The 14,993-nt window shown below is 72.3% G+C and carries 11 protein-coding genes; 4 read left to right on the top strand and 7 right to left on the bottom strand.

Features of this window, described 5'->3' with window-relative positions:
- Positions 1-27: 27 nt before the first annotated feature.
- Together Sri02f_RS19105 and Sri02f_RS19100 are read left to right on the top strand one after the other, a co-directional pair.
- On the top strand, positions 28-327 hold the full coding sequence (locus Sri02f_RS19105; RefSeq protein WP_109002529.1) for a hypothetical protein: 300 nt from the start codon (positions 28-30) through the stop codon (positions 325-327).
- Between the two features lie 347 nt (positions 328-674).
- Positions 675-1,859: a beta-ketoacyl-[acyl-carrier-protein] synthase family protein gene (locus Sri02f_RS19100; protein WP_109002528.1), complete on the top strand. Its 1,185-nt coding sequence runs from the start codon at positions 675-677 to the stop codon at positions 1,857-1,859.
- A 54-nt stretch (positions 1,860-1,913) separates the two neighbouring features.
- Here the strand turns inward: Sri02f_RS19100 and Sri02f_RS19095 are convergent, their stop codons facing one another.
- From Sri02f_RS19095 to Sri02f_RS19065, 7 genes are all read right to left on the bottom strand, one after another.
- On the bottom strand, positions 1,914-4,121 hold the full coding sequence (locus tag Sri02f_RS19095; RefSeq protein ID WP_109002527.1) for an ATP-binding SpoIIE family protein phosphatase: 2,208 nt from the start codon (positions 4,119-4,121) through the stop codon (positions 1,914-1,916).
- Between the two features lie 241 nt (positions 4,122-4,362).
- Positions 4,363-6,780, bottom strand: a complete 2,418-nt coding sequence (locus tag Sri02f_RS19090; protein ID WP_109002526.1) for an Orn/Lys/Arg family decarboxylase — start codon at positions 6,778-6,780, stop codon at positions 4,363-4,365.
- Between the two features lie 128 nt (positions 6,781-6,908).
- Positions 6,909-7,556 (bottom strand): YceI family protein, encoded by a 648-nt coding sequence (locus Sri02f_RS19085; RefSeq protein WP_109002525.1) that lies wholly within the window; start codon positions 7,554-7,556, stop codon positions 6,909-6,911.
- Positions 7,557-7,840: 284 nt separating this feature from the next.
- Entirely contained in the window at positions 7,841-8,536 is a 696-nt protein-coding gene (locus tag Sri02f_RS19080) for a FadR/GntR family transcriptional regulator (protein ID WP_109002524.1), read from the bottom strand.
- Positions 8,537-8,556: 20 nt separating this feature from the next.
- Positions 8,557-9,597, bottom strand: coding sequence for an ABC transporter permease (locus Sri02f_RS19075; RefSeq protein WP_109002523.1), 1,041 nt, complete (start codon positions 9,595-9,597; stop codon positions 8,557-8,559).
- 2 nt (positions 9,598-9,599) lie between these two features.
- Positions 9,600-11,246, bottom strand: a complete 1,647-nt coding sequence (locus Sri02f_RS19070; protein ID WP_109002522.1) for a sugar ABC transporter ATP-binding protein — start codon at positions 11,244-11,246, stop codon at positions 9,600-9,602.
- Between the two features lie 50 nt (positions 11,247-11,296).
- The gene (locus Sri02f_RS19065; RefSeq protein ID WP_109002521.1) at positions 11,297-12,349 is read right to left on the bottom strand and encodes a sugar ABC transporter substrate-binding protein; all 1,053 of its coding nucleotides are present in this window, start codon (positions 12,347-12,349) and stop codon (positions 11,297-11,299) included.
- 294 nt (positions 12,350-12,643) lie between these two features.
- Between Sri02f_RS19065 and Sri02f_RS19060 the strand changes: the two genes are divergently transcribed.
- On the top strand, positions 12,644-13,984 hold the full coding sequence (locus tag Sri02f_RS19060) for an enolase C-terminal domain-like protein (protein ID WP_109002573.1): 1,341 nt from the start codon (positions 12,644-12,646) through the stop codon (positions 13,982-13,984).
- Positions 13,985-14,229: 245 nt separating this feature from the next.
- Entirely contained in the window at positions 14,230-14,772 is a 543-nt protein-coding gene (locus Sri02f_RS19055; protein WP_109002520.1) for a DinB family protein, read from the top strand.
- Positions 14,773-14,993 lie beyond the last annotated feature (221 nt).

The raw sequence follows: 14,993 nt of genomic DNA, 5'->3' as shown, positions 1-14,993 counted from the left end.
CACGGCCGAGGACGTCGTCGCCGTCGCATGAACCCATCGACCGCCGACACCCCACCGCCCGGCGACGTGGTGGAACGGCAGCGCGGGCGGGTGACCGTCGGCGAAGGCGTGGTACGCCGGCCGGGCGTCCCGGGCCCGGCGGGCCTCCGCTGTGCGCGGATGGTCGGGACTGGGCCGACCCGGCCCTGGAAAAGCGGTTCACCCCTGCTCACCCTCGACGGGCGTTGGGTGGACGGCGGCGGCCCCGACCACGACCGGATGTTCCACGCCTGCCCGGACGGCCTGCCCGTCGGCGCGATCGTCGTGCGGGTGCTCCACCCCTCGTGACGGACCGGCCCCTCCCCTCGGCCGGAGCCATGGACGAGGCCTCCTCGGACACCTCGGCCGCCGCCTCCGCCGGCATGCCCGACGGCGGGGCCGCCTGAGGCCTCGTCAGGCAGCACCGTGCGGAGCCGCTCTGCGGGCCTCCGCTCCGACGGTGTGTGCCGTATCACCCCTTTCGGGTGCCGCCCAAGTTGTCTGAGTCACAGCGGAAATGTCCCTTTGGCGGCCATGCTCGACACGCCACGGACAGCGGCTCCCGACGCGGAGCCCGTCGGCGCGGGCATGAAGTTCCCCAGCGCCCGTGGCGGAGCCCTCGTGACGTTCTTCCTCCCCCTGGAAAGGTGCCCATCATGGCCGCTTACCTCTGCCCTCCCGCCGTGATACACGGTGAGCACGCCGTGGAGACCAGCCAGATCGTGGCGGAGGTGCGCGACCGGCATCCGCATGCGGCGTGGGCGTCGCGGGTCGACGGCATCGCGGCCAGCACGGGCATCGAGACCCGTGGCTGGATGCTCCCGCTGGAGACCGCCGTCGCGCCCGGCGCCGGCGGCGGCCTGCAGGCGGTCGGAGTCGGGCCCGCCCAAGAGGCGCTGGCCCGCGACGGGTTCGCGCAGCAGGACGTGGACCGCGTCATCGCCGCCCTCGAGGCGATACCCGCGCCGCAGACCGTGCAGGAGCGCACCGCCCCGGCCTGGGAGGCCGTGCAGTCCTACGGGGAGCGTGCGGCGCGCGGGGCCCTGCAGATCGCCGGGCTGGACGCCGCCGACGTCGACTGTCTGATCACCAGTCACTCCACGACCCCGGCTCTGCCGGGTCTGGACCTCGCCCTCGCCAACAGGCTCGCTCTGCGCAACGACGTGATGCTGCTGCCGGCCACGCAGTGGGCCTGCGTCGCGGGGACCCGCTCCCTGGCCCTCGCGGCGGATCTCGTGGCCGCGGACCCCGACCGGGTGGTCCTGGTCGTGATCGCGGAGGCGCTGAGCACGACCTACCAGCCCGCCGACGACACCCTGGAGTCCCTGATCGTCCGGTTGCTGTTCGCGGACACCGCGGTCGCGGCGGTGGTCACGGGGCGTCCCAGGCGCGAGTCGGTGCTGCGGCTGGACGCCGCCTGGCACCACACCCTGCCCGGCACCCAGGACCTGCACCGCCTGGAGACGCGGGCGGACGGCACCCACTTCGTGATGGACCGGCGCGGGCCGCGCGCCGTGCAGGAGACGGTCACCGCGATGTGGGAGTGGCTGCGCGTCCGGTACCAGGACGACCCCGACGCCTGGCACCCCGACCTGCTGCTCGCGCACCCCGGCGGCACCCGGGTGCTGGAGTACATGGAGCAGACGATGCCCGACACCTGGCCCTCGGGCCTGCTGGAGTACAGCCGGGACAGCTACACGAGCGGCAACCGCGGAGGCGCGGCCGTGTTCGACATCCTGAGGCGGGCGCACGACGCCGGGCAGAAGTCGGGCGATCGCGCCGTCCTGTACGCCGCGGCGCCGGGCCTCACCGCCACCGCGCTGGCGGGGGAGTGGCTGTAGCGCGAGCCCATGCCACTCCCGCGGGCGAGCGGGGCGCCCTGCGTCCCGTGGGCGTCACCCCGGGACTTCCGCCCACACCACCTTGCCGGTGTCCGTCCACCGCACCCCCCACCGGGTGGTGAGCCGGTGCACGATGTGCAGGCCGCGCCCGCCGTCGTCGAGGAGGCCGCCCGCGCGCAGACGCGGCCTGCCGTTGCCCGTGTCGCCCACCTCGCACAGCAGTCCGTGACCGGCCCTGATCAGCCGGACCGTGATGGGGCCGGCGGCGAAGCGCACCGCGTTGGTGACCAGCTCGCTGACCAGCAGCGGCACGTCGTCCCGGGTGTCGGCCCTGGTGTGCCATTGCCGCAGCAGTGCGGAGACGTGCGCGCGGGCGCGGGCCGGAGCGTCGTCGCGGGCGGGCAGCCGCCAGGTCGCGGTGTCGCCCTTGCGGTAGCCGATCATGCGCGCGAGCAGCAGCGTCACGTCGTCGCGCTGGCGCGCGGGCGCCAGCGTGGAGACGACGTGCCGTGCGGCCTGCTGGAGGGCGTCCCAGGGGTGCACCGTGGACACGACGTTCGCCAGCCTGCCGATGCCCTCGTCGATCGACAGGGCCGGATCCTCCACCAGGCCGTCGGTGTAGAGGGCGAGCAGGGAGCCCGGGGGCGCGCCGAACGTGTGCACGTCGAACGGCTCCCGCAGCGCGAACTCGGTGCCGAGGCCGGGATGAGGGCGGAGCGCGAGCGGGCCCGCCTCGCCGTCCGGAAGCACCAGGACCGGAGGGAGGTGGCCGGCGCTGGAGAGCGTCACACGGTGGCTGACCGGGTCGTAGAGGGCGATGCAGCAGGTCGAGCCCAGGGCGCTGTATCCGGCCGCGAGCCCGGACTCCGCGTCGTCCAGCAGGGTGACGGTCTCGTCCAGGTGCTCCAGCACCTCGTCGGGGGCCAGCCCCGCGGACAGCAGCGCGCGGGCCTCCATGCTCAGCTGGCCCATGGTCGCGGCGGCTCCCAGGCCGTGCCCGACGACGTCGCCCACCACCAGGGCGGTCCGGCCGTCCGGCAGCGGAAAGCTGTTCACCCAGTCGCCGCCGACGCCCGCGCTGTCGGGGGTGGCGGGCTGGTAGACGCTGGCGATGTCGATGGTGTGGCCGCCGGTCCGGGGCAACAGCCGACGCTGCAACGCCAGCACCTGCGTGTGCTCGCGCTGGTGCTGACGGGCCAGGTCGACGTGGTGGGCGGTCCTGGCCACCAGCTCCTGGAGATCGAACAGGTCGCTGTCGTGGAAGGGGCGGTCCGCTCTCCGCCAGACCTCCGCCACGCCCAGCACGACGGGCGGCTCGCCGTCCAGGACCAGGGGGATGCACGCCACGCTCGCCGACCGGTCGCCGGGCACCAGGGCACGGATCACCCGCGGACTGCCGAGCAGCCGCTCGACCGACTTCCGGTCCGGTATGACGATGGCCTGCGGGGCGTCGTTGCGCCGCACCGCCTGCGCCAGCAGACGGCTCGCGTCGCTCGGAAGGTCGCCGCCCGGGGTGACGTAGCCCTCGGGCCACGCCCGCTCCGGGACCAGGGCCGCCCGCCGCAGCCGGATGCGTCCCTGCGCCCGCTCGGTGACTCCCTCGCCCGTCCACACGGCGAAGTCGAGGTCGACGGCGGCCACGTCTCCCCAGGCCAGCAGGGACTCCGCCAGCGACTGGGCGGTCTCGCCGATGTCCAGCGAGGTGCCGATCGCGGTCTCGGCCGCGTACAGATGCAGCCTTCTGGCCATCGCGATCAAGGAGACGGTCAGGCCCTCCTGGGGGGCCGCGGCCGGCAGGATGCTCATCGAGACCACCAGCTCCGACCCGTCGCCGCGCCGCAGGCGCTGGATCCGGGCGACGTGCGCCTCGCCCATCTCCAGGACCTGCCGCAACCGCCGGGTGACCGTCGGCACGTCACCGGGGGGCAGGAGATCGGCGAAAGGACTGCCGGCCACGGCGTCCAGGCCCGCGAAGACGGCTGCGTCCAGATTGCTGCGGGTGATCCTCAGATCCCTGTCCAGGTTGACCACGCCGAGGATCTGGTCCTGACGGTCGGCTGCCGGGCCGTCGGGCACGGGCCGACCGGTCGTGCGGTCTCCTCGCGCGTCGTCTCCCCGCGTCTCGTCCCCCTGCGCGTCGTCTCCCCCCGCGTCGCCGGGACCGGCGGCCGCCGCCGATCCGCCGGCCGGGACGTAGCGCCCGAGAGCGCTGCTGACCAGTTCGAACGGCGACGAGGGCGAGGAGGAGGGCGTGGAGTCCATGCGGCTCTCTCGGCAATCCCCGGCACAGCACCGGGGTCGTTACTCGGACCCGTGCGACCGGGCCCCGAGATCCCTGACCGCACACCTCATTGAATAACACCGGGGGTCGCATCGCCCACACCAGCGGATCGCACGGTGCCCGGAGGCAGCAGGGGCGCGGCATCCGACGTCAGGACGACGCCGGGGAACCCCGCGCCGAGGCAGCCGCCGGCGACCGACCCGGCGAGGTCCTTGCCGGGCCTCAGCGACCGGTGAGGGCGGGGCCCTGCGACGTCTCACCGCGCTGAACCGGTGGCGCGGCGTGACCTCCTCCCGCGTCCGGGCCTGTCGTGCCGTCCGTCGTCGGGCGCAGGCACTCGATCAGGTAGTCGCCGGTGTCCGGGTCGACCGTGACCCCGTGCGTCTCGCTGCGGAAACCGGGAAAACGGCGGTCGAAGGCCTCCAGGGCGCCGAGGTAGCGCAGCAGCGGGCCGTCGGAACCGCCGACGCCTTCGCCGGGCATGAGGACGGGGATCCCGGGCGGGGTGACCGTGACCATGGCGGCGGCCACCTGCCCGGACGCGTCGGCCGGCCGCACCCGGTGGGTGCCGCCCCGCACCAGCCGCTGGTAGCACAGCTGCGGCGGGGCGACCGGCTCGGGCAGCTCGCGGAACGCGGTGTCCAGCAGGTCGACGAGGCGGGCCGCACGCAGATGGTCGTGCATCTCCTGGCACAGCTCGCGCAGGGTCGACCCGGCGTAGCGCCGCGGGTGCTCGGCGACCAGCGCGGGCAGCACCCGGTCGAGGGAGGCGTCCTCGTCGTAGAGGGCCTTGAAGTCCATCAGCGCGTCGAGGAGCGTCCCCCACTTGCCCTTGGTGATGCCCATGGAGAACAGCACGAGCGTGGTGTAGCTGTCCGTCTTCTCCACGACGATGTTCCGCGTGGCCAGATACGCGGTGAGCACCCGTGCCGGGATGCCCCACGCGGCCGTCCGTCCCGTCGCGTCGATCCCCGGGCAGGTCAGGGTGACCTTGATCGGGTCGAGCATGCAGTAGCCGGCGGTGAGTTCGGGGAACCCGTGCCAGTCGGCGCCGGGTTCCAGATGCCAGCACGACGGCTCGGTGCGCAGCAGGTCTGCGGGAGCCTCCTCGAACGGCAGCCGCGCGCCGGTGCCCGGGTCGGTGACCGTCCCGGGCTGCCACACGCCGAAGAACCACGGCGGCCGGTCGCCGGCGTCCTCCACCCGGCGCCGGATGCGGACCATCTCCTGGCGGAAGCGGACCGCCTCGGTCACCGCCTCGTCGACGAGCCAGCGGCCCTGCGGCCCGTCCATCATCGCGGTCGCCACGTCCAGGGAGGCGATCATCGGATAGAGCGGGGACGTGGTGCCGTGCATCATCAACGCCTCGTTGAACCGGTCGTGTCCGACCGGCGCCCGGGGCGCGGGCCTGACGTGGACCATGGCGCTCTGCGACAGCGCCGCCAGCAGCTTGTGCGTGGACTGCGTCGAGAAGACCGTCGGCCGGTCCGGGCCCGGGAAGGCGTCCTCGTCCACCGACATGCCGTACCGGCCCGCGTAGAGCGGGTGGAAGCGGGCGTACGCGAACCACGCCTCGTCGAAGTGCACCCGGGGCGTGCTCGCGGCGAGCGCCCGCGCCGCCGCCAGGGCGTCGTAACACAGGCCGTCGTAGGTGGAGTTGGTGAACACGGCGTACTGGGCGTCCGGTGACAGCGCCTGTTCCGCCAGCGGGTTCGCCGCGATCCGGGCGGCGACCGAGTCGGGCGCCAGCTCCGCCGGGGGCAGCGGCCCGGCCAGCCCGTAGCCGTTGCGGGTGGGGACGAGATAGACCGGCCGTGCGCCCGACACGACCAGCCCGTGCAGCACCGACTTGTGGCAGTTGCGGTCCACGAGCGCGATCTCGTCGCGGGTGACGCTGAAGTGGCCCACCACGCGGTTGCAGGTGGAGTCCCCGTGCAGCACGAAGTACGTGAGGTCGGCGCCGAAGACGCGCGCGGCGTTGCGCTCCGCCTCGCCGATCGGGCCGGTGTGCTCGAACAGCGAGCCGAGTTCGCCGACCGAGATCGACAGGTCGCTGCGCAGCAGCCGCTCCCCGAAGTAGTCGTGGAAGGCCCGTCCCGCGGGCGACTTCAGCAGGGCGACGCCGCCGGAGTGGGCCGGGGTGTGCCACGAGTACTCGTGCGCGTCGTCGAAGCGGCGCAGCGCCCGGAAGAAGGGCGGCAGGACGGCTTCCCGGTAGGCGCGGGCGGCGGTGGTGATGCGGCCCGCGAGGAAGGCGGGTGTGTCCTCCAGCGGCCACACGTACCCCACGACCGACTCCGACACCCACAGCGGCAGGTCCGTGACGCCGTCGTCGGTCATGACCAGGAAGACCGGCAGGTCACGGAAGCGCCGGGCGAGGGAGCGCAGCACCCTGGCCCCGCCGGGCTCGTCCCCGCCGTTCCGGCCGGCCCCGCGGTCCGGCAGTTCCCAGGCGACCAGTGCGGCGGTCAGGCCGGCCTCCGTGCGCAGCACCGCCTCCGCGTCGGCGGCGTCGACCGCCCACCGGACGTCGAACCCCTTCTCCTCGACGGCCTGCCGGATGCGCACCAGCTGCTGGGCGACCGCGCCCTCGTCCCGGGGATGCTCCGGTACCGCGACCAGAAGCCTGCTGTCCGTCATGGGCCCCCCTCGTCCCGGCGGCCGCGTGCCGCCCCGACCAGTTTCCGGCGGGACGGGGCCGGGCCCGCGGCCACAGGGCCGCAAACCACTCCGAGGACGGAAACGACGGCGGCTGCGGCTGACGTCGGTCAGTCGGCGGCGGGAGTGCGGATCGCCGCGATGTCGAATTGCAGACGCACCTTCTCGCTGACCATCGCGCCGCCCTCGGCCAGCCGGGCATTGTAGGTGAGGCCCCATTCGGAACGGTCGATCGTGGTGGTGCCGTCGAAACCGACGCGTTCATATCCGAACGGGTCGGTGACATGCCCTATGTAGGTGAGTTCGAGAACCACGGGACGCGTGGCGTCCTTGATGGTGAGATCGCCGGTCATGCGGTAGACGTCCGAGCCGGCGAGTTCCACGGCGGTGCTCGTGAAACGCATATGCGGATAACTCGCCGAGTCCAGGAAGTCACGGCCGATCAGGTGGGCGTCGCGCTGCTCCACGCCGGTGTCGACGCTGGCCGTGGACAGCAGGATCTCGGCGCGCGAGCGGGAGGGGTCGCGCCCGTCGAACCAGAGGCGGCTGCGGTACTCGGTGAAAGCTCCACGCACCGTCGTGACCAGGGCATGGCGCACGGAGAATCCGATGCGGCTGTGCGCGGGGTCGATCATCCAATCTCCGGACAGCGCCGCCAGGGCGGGATCCGGCCGGACGCCGGACGTGTCGACGGCGAGGTGCGCAGCGACGGGGGGCGCCGAACGTCGGGCGGACGCGCCGCGGGTGAACAGGTTCATGGTTCACCTGGTTACTCCACCGCAGAATGCGTCGCAAGCCGCGCCGGCGGGCGGCGGCGGACCGAATCCGTACCGAAAGGCCTATACGCAGGCACCGCACGACGGGCGGGTACAACATCCACACATTCCCGTCACCGAAAGGCCAAGGGGAGGGGGTTCGCGCAGAGCCCTCCGAAGCGACTCCCGGCGCCGTCCGGGAAGTCGTTCACGCGGTGGGTCGGTGAATTTCGGTCAGTGGCCGGACGGCGGGCGGGAAATTCCCGACTCGTCGGCAGCGGGCGCCGTCACAGCGCGCCCGCGGGGTCCTGCACGAGGCCGGCCGCCAGCCACTGCTCCACGGCCGCGATGTGGACCGTGGCGGTCGAGACCGCCAGCGGGGCGTCGCGTGCCCGCAGCGCACGGAGGATCTCGTCGTGCTCCCGGTGGGCGTGTTCCACGGCCCGTTCGGTCCGGGTGCCCCGGACGATGCGAACCCGCTGGGTGCGCGTGGACAGCACGCGCAGCAGCATGGACAGCACCGGATTGCCGACGGTCTCGACGATCCGCAGGTGGAACGCGATGTCGTGACCGACGAACTCCTCGACCGTAGCGGCGGACCGGCACCGCCGCAGGAGGGCGGCCAGCTCGTCGAGGTCGGCGGCGGTGAGCAGCGCGGAGGCCAGACCGGTCGCCTGCGGTTCGAGCAGCCGGCGCACCTCCAGCAGGTGCAGGGCCGCGCGGCCCTGGGAGACGTCCGAGGCGAACGCGAGCGACTCGAACAGCAGCTGGGGCTCCAGGCTCGACACGTAGGTGCCGTCGCCCTGCCGGGTGACGAGGATCCGCATCGCGGTCAGCGCCCGCACCGCCTCGCGCAGCGAACTGCGGGACAGGCCGAGCTGTCCGGCGAGGACCTCCTCCCTGGGCAACCGGGAGCCCGGCGCGAGCTCGCCCGCCACGATCATCGCCTTGATCTTGTCCATGGCCTCGTCGGTCAGTGCCACGAGCGTGCCCTCCTGTGCGCCTACTCCTGCTTCTCGCCGGAGGCGAAGCGGGAGATGATCAGGGCGACGATGATGATCGCGCCGTTGAGGAACTGGTTCCACAGCGGCGGCACACCGGCCAGCGTCATGACGTTGACGACGAGCTGGAGGGTGAGCACGCCGGTCAGCGCGCCGAAGACGGACCCCTTGCCGCCGTTGAGGCTCACCCCGCCGATGACGGTCGCGGCGAAGACCTGGAAGATCCAGCCGCTGCCCTGGGTGGCGGAGAGGGAACCGTAGTGGCCGCTGTAGAGGATGCCGGCGAACGCGGCCAGCACGCTGCCGATGATCAGGACGAGCCACACGATCCGGTCGACCCGGATGCCGGCGGTGCGGGCGGCCTCCGCGTTGCCGCCGATCGCGTACAGCGCCCGGCCGTGCCGCAGCCAGGCCAGGGCCGCGCTGCCCAGGGCGAACAGCACCACGCAGATCCAGATCGCCGCGGGCGCGCCCCACCAGGACGCTTTGCCCAAGTAGGTGAAGGAGGACGGCAGTTCGACGATGGACTGACCCTCGGAGAGGGCGACCTGCAGTCCCCGCAGCATCGTGAGCATGCCGAGGGTGACGATGAAGCCGTTGAGCCGCAGCTTCAGGATCAGGAACCCGTTGACGGCACCGATCACCGCGCCCGTCAGCAGACAGAGCGGAATCGCCGTCCACTCGGGCAGCAGCCCCAGCCCGGTGAACCGGGCGCCGCTGGTGGGCAGCACGAGCCAGACCGCGATGACCGGGGCCACCCCGATGGTGGACTCCAGGGACAGGTCCATCCGCCCGCTGATCAGGATGAGGGCGGTGGCGAGCACCAGCAGGCTCAGCTCGGTGGACTGCTGTGCCACGCCTATGAGGTTGTCCGAGGTCAGGAAGGCCGGTGAGACGATGAAGCCGATCAGCCCGAGGACCAGGATGGCCGGGATCAGGGACAGTTCACGGAACCGGCCGAGATCGAGCCCGCGCCGGGAGTCCTCGGCGGTCGTCCGCGCCACGCCGGCCGCGGGTTCGGTGACATCGGTGGTGGCGGACATGACTACCTCTCGTCCTGATCTGTGCCGGGCGCGTCTGCGTCGGCATCTGTGTCGGCGTCCGTGTCGGTGTCCGTGCCGGGCGCCGCGTGATCGGTCACGCCCACGCCCTCCATGGCGGCGACCACCTGCTCGTCCCGCCAGCCGGGGGCGAACTCGGCGACCACGCGGCCGTGGAACATCACGACGACCCGGTCGCACACCCTGAGGTCGTCCAGCTCGTCGGAGACGATCAGCGCGGCCTTCCCGCCGTCCGCGACCTCGCGGACACGACGCAGGAGGAACTCCTTGGACTTGACGTCCACCCCGTTGGTCGGGCGGACGGCGACCAGCACCCGGGGGTCGGTGGCCAGGGCGCGGGCGACGACCACCTTCTGCTGGTTTCCGCCGGAGAGCGCGGACACCGGGGTGGCCGGCCCCGGGGTCTTGATGTCGAGGTCGCGGATCATGCGCCGGGCGAAGACCCTGGTCCGCGAGGGCAGCACGGTGCCGAAGGGGCCGAGCTGGTCGGTGACGGTGAGCGTCGCGTTCTCCGCCACGCTGCGGTTGCCGACCAGACCCTGGAGGTGACGGTCCTCCGGGACCAGGCCGACGCCCGCGGCCAGCGCCGAGGGCACGCTGCCGGGGCGCACGGCCCGGCCGCCGACCGAGATCCGGCCCTCCTCGGCGCGGTGCAGACCGGCGACCGCCTCCCCGACCCGCACGTTGCCGCTGGCCGCCGCCCCGGCCAGTCCGACGACCTCGCCCGAGCGCACCGACAGGGACAGCCCGTGACAGACGCCGGGGAGCGTGAGCCCGTCGACGGTCAGGAGCTCGGGGCGTTCGTCCGGTCCGGCGGCACGGTGTCCGGCGGCCGGATCGACGGCGGTGGCATCGGCAGTGGTGGCTGCCGTGTCGCCCGTCATCGCCTCCACCAGGGCCCGGTGGCCGACCTCGGTCACCGGCGCGGTGAGGATGTGGGTGGCGTCCCGGTAGACGGTGACCGTGGTGCACAGGTCGTACACCTCCTGCAGATGATGGGAGATGTAGAGGAAGGCGACGCCTTGGCGCTGGAGGTCGCGCAGCTTGTCGAAGAGGCGGCCGATGCCCCGGGCGTCGAGCTTCGCGGTCGGCTCGTCGAGGACGATGAAGCGGGCGCCGAACGACAGGGCGCGCGCGATCTCCACGAACTGCCGCTGTTCCACGGTGAGGTCCCTGGCCCGCGCGGCGGCGTCGACGTCCACCCCGTACTCGCCGAGCAGTTCCTCGGCCCGGTGCCGCAACTGCCGCCAGCGGATGGGCTGCAGCGAGCCGGAACTCTGCCGGTTCAGGAAGAGGTTCTCCGCGACGGTCAGGTCCGGGATGATCGTGGAACGCTGATAGACGCAGGCCACCCGGGCGCGCCAGGCGTCGATGTCCCCCACGGGCGGGGCGGGTTCGCCGGAGAACCGCAGGACGCCGGCGTCGGGTCGGCGCAGTCCGGTGAGCAGGGACACAAGGGTCGACTTGCCGGCCCCGTTGCGGCCCACCAGCGCGTGCGACTCGCCGGGCGCGACGGCGATCCGGGCGTCGCGCAGCGCGACGGTGGCGCCGAACCGCTTGCCGATCCCGACGGCCTCGGCGACCGGCGTCGGGCCGGCGGCGTGCGCCGGCGCGGTCGGGGTGTGCGCCATGACGGGTACCGTCCTTCCAGGGGTGCGGGCGCTGTCGCCGGTCCGGTGGGTCACCGGCTCACGTTGTTGCCCCACAGGGCCTTGTCCTCGACGTTGTCCTTGGTCACCAGCGGCGCGGGCAGCTGGTCCTCCAGACCGTTGGGGATCTTGATGATCGTGGAGCCGTGGTCGGTCGCGCCCGGCTGGAAGGTCTTGCCCTCGGCCGCGGCCTTGGCGTAGTACAGCGCGTACTTGGCGTAGAGGTCGGCGGGCTGGGAGACGGTCGCGTCGATCTGGCCCTTGCGGATGGCGTCGAACTCCTGGGGGATGCCGTCGTTGGAGACGATCGCGATGTGCCCCTTCTGCCCCGCCGGCCTGAGCAGCTTCTTCTGCTCCAGCAGGGCCAGGGTCGGCTGCAGGAAGACTCCGCCGGCCTGCATGTAGATGCCGCCCAGGTCGGGGTGCTGGGCGAGCAGGGACTGCAGCTTGGCGGAGGCCACGTCGCCCTTCCAGTCGGTGGGCAGCTCGAACACCTGGATACCGGGGAACTTCTGCTTCATGCAGCCGGCGAAGGCCTCGGAGCGGTCGCGCCCGTTGATGGAGTCCAGCGCGCCCTGCAGTTCGGCGACCTTGCCCTTGCCGCCGAGCTGCTTGCCGAGGAACTCGCAGGCCTTGGTGCCGTACGCCCGGTTGTCCGCCCGGACCACCATGTAGACGTCGCCCTTGTCGGGCCGGGTGTCGACGCTGACCACCGGGATCTTCTTCGCGGCGAGCGCGTCCAGGGTGGAGGCGACGGCGCCGGTGTCCTGGGGCGCCATGACCACGGCCTTGGCGCCGGTGTTCTGGAACACCTGCACGTTGGCCACCAGCTTGGTGACGTCGTTCTGCGAGTTGCTCAGCGGCAGGGCGTTCACGCCGTCGGTCTTGATGTCCTTCTTCAGGTACTGGGCGTAGGAGTTCCAGAAGTCGGAGTCGGAACGCGGCAGGTCGATCCCGACGGCGGGACTGTCGCCGCCCGCGCTGTCCGACCCGGCGCTGTCGCGGTTGCACGCGGTCAGGAGGGCGAGGGCTGCGACGACGGCGCCGGCTGCTGCGGCGGTGGAACGGGTGCGGGCGAGATTCATGGCCGGGTTCTCTCCTTGCCAGGGATGGGAGTCGCGCGAGGTGAGGGACGGAAGGGGCAGGGCGCGTCGGTCCGCGGGGGGAGAGCGCGAGCGCGGTCGAGGAGGCGGGAAATTCCTCCGATGTATCTCGAACGCCGAGGACGTTACGACGGCGTCGCCAGCGCTGACAAGGGGTTGTCCTTAAACAATCGAGCGGATTCCCTGGGGTGTTGTCACCTCGGTCCGATGCCCTTAAAGTCGCGGTTCTGGAATTCCTCCGATGTATCAGTCTCGTCAAGCATGAAGGGCGCCCCCTTGACCGCAACCCCGGCCCGGATCGTGGCGGTGGACACCCACGACATCCGCTTCCCGACCTCGCGGGAGCTGGACGGCTCCGACGCGATGAACCCGGATCCCGACTACTCCGCCGCCTACGTGGTGCTGCGGACCGACGCCGGCGACGGGCTGGAGGGTCACGGCTTCAGCTTCACCATCGGACGCGGCAACGATGTCCAGGTCGCCGCCATCGCGGCCCTGCGCCCGCATGTGCTGGGGCGGCCCGTGGACGAGCTGTGCGCCGACCCGGGCTCTCTCGACCGCGATCTCATCGGCGACAGCCAACTGCGCTGGCTCGGGCCCGAGAAGGGCGTGATGCACATGGCGATCGGCGCGGTCATGAACGCCGTCTGGGACCTCGCCGCCAAGCGTGCCGGGCAGCCGCTGTGGCGTCTGCTGGCCCACGCCGACCCCGAATGGCTGGTCTCCCAGGTCGACTTCCGCTACATCGCCGACGTGCTCACGCCCGCGGACGCCCTGGCCCTGCTCAGGGACGCGCGCACCGGGCTGGCCGAGCGCGAGCGGATGCTGCTGGAGCGCGGATACCCTGCCTACACCACCTCGCCGGGCTGGCTCGGCTACTCCGACGAGAAACTCACCCGGCTGGCCAAGCAGGCCGTCTCCGACGGGTTCACCCAGATCAAGCTCAAGGTGGGCGCCGATCGCGCCGACGACCTGCGGCGGCTGCGCACGGCCCGCGCCGCCGTCGGGGACGGCGTGCGCATCGCCGTCGACGCCAACCAGCGCTGGAACGTCGCAGAGGCGATCGAATGGACCCGCGCCCTGGCGGCGCTGGACCCGTACTGGATCGAGGAACCCACCAGCCCCGACGACATCCTCGGTCACGCCGCCATCCGCGAGGCGGTCGCGCCGGTGAAGGTCGCCACCGGCGAACACGTGCAGAACCGCGTCGTCTTCAAGCAACTGCTCCAGGCCGGCGCCCTCGACGTGCTGCAGATCGACGCGGCGCGGGTCGGCGGCGTCAACGAGAACCTCGCGATCCTGCTGCTCGCCGCCAAGTTCGGGGTGCCGGTGTGCCCGCACGCCGGGGGCGTGGGGCTGTGCGAACTCGTCCAGCACCTCGCCATGTTCGACTACCTGGCCGTGTCCGGCACGACCGAGGACCGGGTCATCGAGTACGTCGACCACCTGCACGAGCACTTCACCGCGCCGGTCGTGATCCGCGACGGCCGCTACACGGCCCCGCTGACCCCGGGCTTCTCCGCGGCCATGCACCCGGCCTCGATCGCCGAATACCGTTACCCGGACGGCGCGTTCTGGGCCGCCGACCTCGCCGGGGGAGGGGCGCAGGAGGCCTGACGGGGCCGCTGCCGACGGGCCGGGACCGTCGCACCGCCGGGGTCGCGGGCCGCCGGGGCCCTCAGCCGGCCGGGATCCGCTCGACGAAGAGCTCGACGTCCCGCGTCGTGGGCCGCAGCAGAGCGTCGCGCGGGCGGAGGCGAACGGGCGGAGGCGAAGAGGCACGCAGGCGCACGACCGGCGGCCGCATTCCGGGCCCGCAGACGAGGACAGGACCTGACCTATATGGCTCCTACGGTCCTCGCATGACCACCTCTTCGAAGAACGCGGACGATGTCACCTTCCCTCCCGGCGAGCGCGGTGAACTGCTGCGGGCGCTCGCCGAGCAGCGGGAGCTGCTGCTCATCACGGTGCGCGGCCTCACCGACGCCCAGGCGGCGCGACGCACCACGGCGAGCGAGCTGACGCTGGGCGGCATCGTCAAGCACATGGCGCGCGGCGAGCAGGTGTGGCGGCACATCCTCGTCGAGCGGGACGGTGAACTTCCCGACGGCATGCTCGACATGGAGCAGTACCGCATGGCCGAGGGGGAGAGCCTTCCTGAGCTGCTGAACCGGTACGCGGCCGCGGCCCGCGAGCTCGACGCGGCCGTGACCGGGCTTCGCGGCGCGGACAGCATGGACGCGACGGTGCCGCTGCCCCGGACTCCCTGGTCTCCTCCGGAGACGGTGCACTGGCCGGTGCGACGGATCCTGCTGCACCTGATCCGGGAGACCGCCCAGCACGCCGGGCACGCGGACATCGTCCGGGAAGCGCTGGACGGGGCCAACAGCACAGCTCAACGGTGAGCCGGAGAAGGCGAGGGCGAGCGGGCCCGTTCAGGTGAGGGCGGGCGGGCCCGTTTCGACGCCCGCTCGCCCGAAGGGGTGCGCGATGTCTTGACGTGTACTCGCCGTAATGGCTTCATGGGAGCGCTCCCACGTGCATGGAAACTTCCTCCCTTCTGCCGCCTGAGTTTCTTGGCCTCACTCCTGGAGTCGCAGTGAGAACGACAAGAAGCACGACAAGA

The organism is Streptomyces rishiriensis, from assembly GCF_003112535.1.
In the GTDB taxonomy this organism is placed as follows: Bacteria; Actinomycetota; Actinomycetes; order Streptomycetales; family Streptomycetaceae; genus Streptomyces; species Streptomyces rishiriensis.
Note: the sequence above shows the minus strand (reverse complement) of the source record. Positions and strands in the feature narration are given on the sequence as shown.

Coding starts and splice junctions, on each gene's coding strand:
- Sri02f_RS19105 (WP_109002529.1), top strand. CDS start 28: ATGAACCCATCGACCGCCGACACCCCACCGCCCGGCGACGTGGTGGAA.
- Sri02f_RS19100 (WP_109002528.1), top strand. CDS start 675: ATGGCCGCTTACCTCTGCCCTCCCGCCGTGATACACGGTGAGCACGCC.
- Sri02f_RS19095 (WP_109002527.1), bottom strand. CDS start 4,121: ATGGACTCCACGCCCTCCTCCTCGCCCTCGTCGCCGTTCGAACTGGTC.
- Sri02f_RS19090 (WP_109002526.1), bottom strand. CDS start 6,780: ATGACGGACAGCAGGCTTCTGGTCGCGGTACCGGAGCATCCCCGGGAC.
- Sri02f_RS19085 (WP_109002525.1), bottom strand. CDS start 7,556: ATGAACCTGTTCACCCGCGGCGCGTCCGCCCGACGTTCGGCGCCCCCC.
- Sri02f_RS19075 (WP_109002523.1), bottom strand. CDS start 9,597: ATGTCCGCCACCACCGATGTCACCGAACCCGCGGCCGGCGTGGCGCGG.
- Sri02f_RS19070 (WP_109002522.1), bottom strand. CDS start 11,246: ATGGCGCACACCCCGACCGCGCCGGCGCACGCCGCCGGCCCGACGCCG.
- Sri02f_RS19065 (WP_109002521.1), bottom strand. CDS start 12,349: ATGAATCTCGCCCGCACCCGTTCCACCGCCGCAGCAGCCGGCGCCGTC.
- Sri02f_RS19055 (WP_109002520.1), top strand. CDS start 14,230: ATGACCACCTCTTCGAAGAACGCGGACGATGTCACCTTCCCTCCCGGC.